The following is a 5,534-nucleotide window of genomic DNA, read 5'->3' on the forward strand; positions in this document are numbered from 1 at the left end:
AGGAGCGACTAAGAGCTTTGAGCCAAACATGTACTCACGTTCGAGGAAGTAGGTGTTGCGATCCTTAGTGTATTCCAAGAATAGCGGCCGCATGAGTGGTGTCCCAGTTTCGTGGGTGTTAACAGCTTCGTTGAAGAGGTATGGCATCAAGGATACTTTTAGGCTAGTGAATTTACGAGTGTTTTCCACCGCTTCGTCATCAAAAGTCCATGGTGTCTTATATTGACCACTGCCATGATACCGAGAATGTGACGATAACAACCCAAATTGGGTCCAACGTTTGTAGAGATCTGGGGGTAGCTTTTTCTTCATAACCACTGATATCATGCGCCCAGAAGCCGAAACCTGAAAGCAAGAATGACAGGCCGCCACGGAGTGAATCAGCCATTGACTTGTAACGTGACAGGTTATCGCCACCCCAGTGTAATGGGAATTTTTGTGAACCGACTGTTGCAGACCGGGCAAAGACAACGGCTTGTCCTTTACCCTTTTCCTGTTCAATCAAATTAAAGACTGTTTGATTGTATTGGTAAGTGTAATAGTTATGTTCACGTTTTGGATCTGAACCGTCAAAGAACTTAACGTCTTCGGCAGGAATCCGTTCACCAAAGTCGGTCTTGAAGCAGTCAACCCCCATATCCAATAGGGCTTTTAGTTGCTTTTGATACCATTTAACGGCACCCGGATTGGTAAAGTCGACGAAGCCGTTACCTGATTGCCAGAGATCCCACTGCCAAACAGTGCCGTCTTCGTGTTGAATGAGATAACCCTTGTCACGTGCTTCTTTAAATAATGGCGCCTTTTGGGCGATGTATGGGTTGATCCAAACACAGACTTTGACACCACAATCGTGAATCTTTTTGATCATGCCTTCTGGATCTGGGAAACGATCTTTGTTCCAAAGCATGTTGCTCCATTCGAAGCCTTTTTGCCAGAAACAGTCAAAATGAAAGACGTCCAGTGGAATATGACGTTTTTGCATACCATCAATCATATCGAGAACGATTTTTTCATTGTAATCGGTAGTAAATGAGGTTGAAAGCCAGAGTCCAAATGACCAAGCTGGGGGTAATGTAATTTGTCCCGTCAAACGAGTGTACTTGTTGAGCACGTCTTTTGGTTCCGGACCATCGATGATAAAGTACTGTAGGCTTTCACCCTCAACACTGAACTGGGTCCGGTCGACGTTCTCGGACGCAATTTCAAAGGATACCTTTTCCGGTTGGTTAACGAAGACGCCATAGCCTTCACTGCTGAGATAAAATGGTACGTTTTTGTAAGCTTGTTCGCTCCCAGTACCACCGTCCTTATTATAGGTTTCGACAGTCTGACCATTTTTAACAAAGGCAGAGAACCGTTCCCCAAGGCCGTAAATAAGCTCATCGACGCCCATGGAGAGTTGTTCACGCATGTAGTGTTTGCCGTCACTCTTATCATCAATTGAGGCTTCGGCTTTTTCCATGGACTTCGTAATCAATTTTTCATTATGGTAAAAATCGAGTTCGAATTTTGATTTGTAAGGGACTTTGACTGATAAAGCCCCAGACTTTAATGATAATTCTTTATCACCAGTTGTAATTGAAACGTTTGGATTCTCGTCAGTCAAATTAAATGAAGGTGCTTTTGATTGTTGATCAAAATGAATTAATTTAACACCAATGACACCTTCAATAGGGGATGTTAACTCGATTGTTGACATCCCGATATTCAGTTCGTCACCCCTTTCGTTGATCTTTTTAAAGGGTGCGTACAGTGTCAACTGCTTATCTTGCTTTTTATATTCAAAAACCTCTAGTGGTGACTGGATCTCATATTGCGGTCTGTTTAGCCAGTAGCCATCAGTAAACTTCATAATGAACACCTCTATTTTAAATTTTAGGAAACTCAATTTCCTAATTAACAAGCTTAGTGTAACTTGCATTATTTTTAATGTCAACGCTTTCACTAAGAAAAATGATGCTCAAAACAGATTCTAATACAATAAGAAGACTGTAAAAACGTATTTTTTATTTTTGAGAATTGAGGGTTGCAATCTATTTTGAAACCGATTACAATACGTTTGTTTAGTAACTGAACTATCTAAAAGCAATTCCGGAATTGTGATCTTGTTTTAATTATTTGTGATAAGAAGAGGTGCTCTTTATGAATCAAACAGGTTCAAGTACTGTAGATTCAAGCTCAAAAGTGACGGGCAAATCTCTTAAACCGGGAAATATGGTGCCGTGGGGCGAACGATTTTCATATAGTCTAAGTGATTTTGCTTGTAACCTTTCGTTTCAAATGGTTTCTACGTACTTAATGATTTTTTATACCGATACGTTTGGCATCAGTGCTGCCGCAGTCGGGACGCTGTTCTTCGTTGCCCGGTTCTTTGATGTCGTCGATGGTCCTTTCTGGGGGATCATGATTGATCATACCCATACGAAGTGGGGCAAGAGTCGGCCATACTGGTTATGGTTTTCAATACCGTTTGCTATCTTCTGTGTTTTGGTGTTCACAACGCCAAACTTAAGTTTAACGGGTAAATTGATTTGGGCCTATATTACCTATATTGGTGTGGATGTCTTGTATTCATCAGTTAATATTCCGATTACGTCGATTCTGCCATCGTTAACAAGTAATCCTCAAGAACGGGTTACCCTTTCAACGATTCGTCAATTTATGGGAACCGTTGGCGCATCACTTATTACTGGGATTACATTGGTCATGGTTGCCAAATTGGGCGGTGGTTCAACCACCAGTAAACGCGGCTGGTTCCTATGGGCTTTGATTGTCGGAATTGTGGTTGTTATTCTTTTTGCGATTGTTTTCAAGAACACGCACGAACGGGTTCAAGCCAAGAGCTCTCGTCGATCGATCCCAATCAAGGAATCTTTGAAGGCGTTGAAGCGCAACTGGCCATGGGCCATCATCATCTTCATCAACTTTATTTACTGGTTGGGGATGCAGACCCGTTCACAAGTTACTGTTTACTTCTTTAAGTACAACATGCACGATGCTACGTTGTCGTCATTCATTCTGAGTTTACAGTTTGTGGCGTTGATTGCCGTTGCGTTAACACCATGGACTTCTCGTAAGATTGGGAAGCGGAATACCATGCTTGGTGGGATGATTCTTGCCTGTGTCGGTCAATTGCTGTTGAGCTGGGGTGCCAGTTCTTTGAACGTACCGATCATTGTTGTTGCCACTGTTGTCGGCTACATGGGTACTGGTTATGTTTCAGGCTTGATCGCCGTTATGCTGGCTGATGCCGTTGACTATGGTGAATGGAAGAACGGTGTTCGTGCTGAAGGTATCGTGACCTCATTCTCAAGTTTCTCTGCTAAGTTAGGAATGGGCTTTGGTGGCGTTATCACCGGCTGGATCTTGACGGGTACCGGTTACGTGGCTAACCATGCACAAACTGGTGCGGCGCTTCACGGGATCGAATTAAATTACATTTGGGTGCCACTTCTTGGATTTGCGCTTTCAGGAATTGCACTTTTGTTCTATCATGTTGATGGGATCGAGAAAAAAATGCAAAGTGATTTAGCTGCAAAGCATGCTAAGGAAAACGCTGAAAGCTAAGTTCACAGAAAAGTGAGCAACCAGATGATTATCAATAAAAACGTTATGCGGGATCACAACCAAAAATCCGTCTTGCAAGCTATTATCAATTACGGGCCGATTTCGAGAAACGAGATTTCTCACAAATTGGGTTTAAATCGTGTCACCGTCTCGAAAATCATCGGTAGTTTCGTTGAGAAAAAAATAGTTTTGAGTATTGGCGAATCGCAATCGATAAAAAACAGTGGCCGCAAACCAGAGATGGTGGCCTATCATGCAATTTTTGGCTTTGTTGTCAGTTTTAGTATTTCTAGCCAATTGCTTGAAATGCTTGTTACGACAATGGATGGTCGGGTTCTCCACTATGATGCGAAAACGATTAATAATTTATCTGTCAAAAAAATTTCTCAAATGATGCAAAATAATATTGACCATTTGCCGAATTTTGGCACGGTTGAGGGGCTTCAAGCTATTTCTATTGGTATGTTTGGTAATGTTTACCAAAATAAGGTTGTTTTTTCACCCTTTATCGACTTCGGAAATTTTGATATCCGTCAATTTTTTGAAACGCAGTATCACGTTCCTGTGGTTATTGAGAATAAAGCAAATTTATCAGCAATATTTGAACAGGATTTTAGTCAACAAGAGCTTGAAAATATCGTTTCTTTAATGATTAATGAGGGCGTGGGTGCGGGTGTCATTATCAATCGACAATTATTTACTGGCAATTATGGTCAGGCTGGTGAAATTGGGCGGTTGATCATACCAACACAAAAAAATGAGAGACGGAACTTATCAGAGCTGCCAAATTTGGATTCTGAATGGTCCGAAAATGCCATTGTTGAAAAAGGCAAGGCAGCCACAAAAAGCACTCACTATTCGATGACTGAATTGGTATCAGATTACGATGATCATAACGAGGGCATTAGAGATTTAGTGGAACAATTTTGCTACCGTCTAGCTGTATTAACTAATGATTTGGTTGCTGAATATGACCCGCAAATGATTTTCTTTAATGCCGCAATTATCGATCAGATTCCTGAAATTCTCAAAAATGTTCAAATGAAACTTAGTGATGTTAAAATATTGCCACCATTGGTAATGTCAAAAGACGTGAAGTACGCCACTTTATTAGGTGGTGCTTCGCTTGCGATTCGCACAATGCTTCATATGGAAGAGACAAGATTGATTTTTCACCGTTAACTTGAATCAATGACACAATAATTTGGTTTATGACCATAAGTGACCAACTCACATACAATGCACGATATCAAAGGAATCACCGGTTCTTATTAAAGATATTGTGTTTTTGTTTGGCAAAAAATGACAATTATCGTCAGCACTGACAGGCAAGCATTGGCCAGTTTTGCACGACTTTTACTGAAAAACATCTGGATATACTCTTTGGACTTGTGTATCTATATCGAATTCAGTTTGGCGTTATTCCATTGTTGGTTGCGGTTGGAAACAAGCTGAAAAGCGTTCCGATGTCTTCTGGACACAAAAAGACCACCTAGTCACAACGTAAAAGGGGCCTTACGTGTGACTAGGTGGTCTTTAATATGTTAGTTGATCGCGTTAGTGTTGAAAGCTAGACAATCAGCTTACAGTGACAGGGTTGCAGAACCGCCGTCAAGAGTGAATTCTTTAACGTTTCCATCTGCGTGAACGTAGACTTTAGAACTGCCTTTCAAGCCGTCAGCAGACAACGTGATGGTGCTGCCGCTGCGTTCTGCAGTGACGTGACCAGCAGGCTTGCCTTTTTCATCAACGACCCGGGTCGTTTCCTTGGCACCGTCTGCGAATTCGTACAGGTGGATGTCAGGTGAATCAGTGTAATCATACTCAGCGTGTTCCGCGTTTGGATTGCGTAAGATGATGCTGTTTTCACGAGCTAATACTGGCAAATTCAAGTTGTCGTAAGTTTCATCGAACCATTCACCGTTCTTAACATCGTAAGTCTTTTCGTTGAGGATGTTGGTCCACTT

At 41.7% G+C, this 5,534-nt stretch carries 2 protein-coding genes and 2 pseudogenes; 2 read left to right on the plus strand and 2 right to left on the minus strand.

What is annotated here, in order from left to right; all coding sequences use genetic code 11:
* Positions 1-1,852: pseudogene (yicI, locus tag FC82_RS14780) on the minus strand (alpha-xylosidase); the annotation flags it as partial.
* A 290-nt stretch (positions 1,853-2,142) separates the two neighbouring features.
* Between yicI and FC82_RS14785 the strand changes: the two are divergent.
* Both FC82_RS14785 and FC82_RS14790 read left to right on the plus strand, forming a co-directional pair.
* Entirely contained in the window at positions 2,143-3,567 is a 1,425-nt protein-coding gene (locus FC82_RS14785; RefSeq protein ID WP_082620394.1) for an MFS transporter, read from the plus strand.
* 24 nt (positions 3,568-3,591) lie between these two features.
* On the plus strand, positions 3,592-4,749 hold the full coding sequence (locus FC82_RS14790) for an ROK family transcriptional regulator (protein WP_056997387.1): 1,158 nt from the start codon (positions 3,592-3,594) through the stop codon (positions 4,747-4,749).
* 401 nt (positions 4,750-5,150) lie between these two features.
* Here the strand turns inward: FC82_RS14790 and FC82_RS17250 are convergent.
* Positions 5,151-5,534: pseudogene (locus FC82_RS17250) on the minus strand (alpha-xylosidase); the annotation flags it as partial.

Source organism: Secundilactobacillus collinoides DSM 20515 = JCM 1123 (genome assembly GCF_001435975.1).
Lineage (GTDB): Bacteria > Bacillota > Bacilli > Lactobacillales > Lactobacillaceae > Secundilactobacillus > Secundilactobacillus collinoides.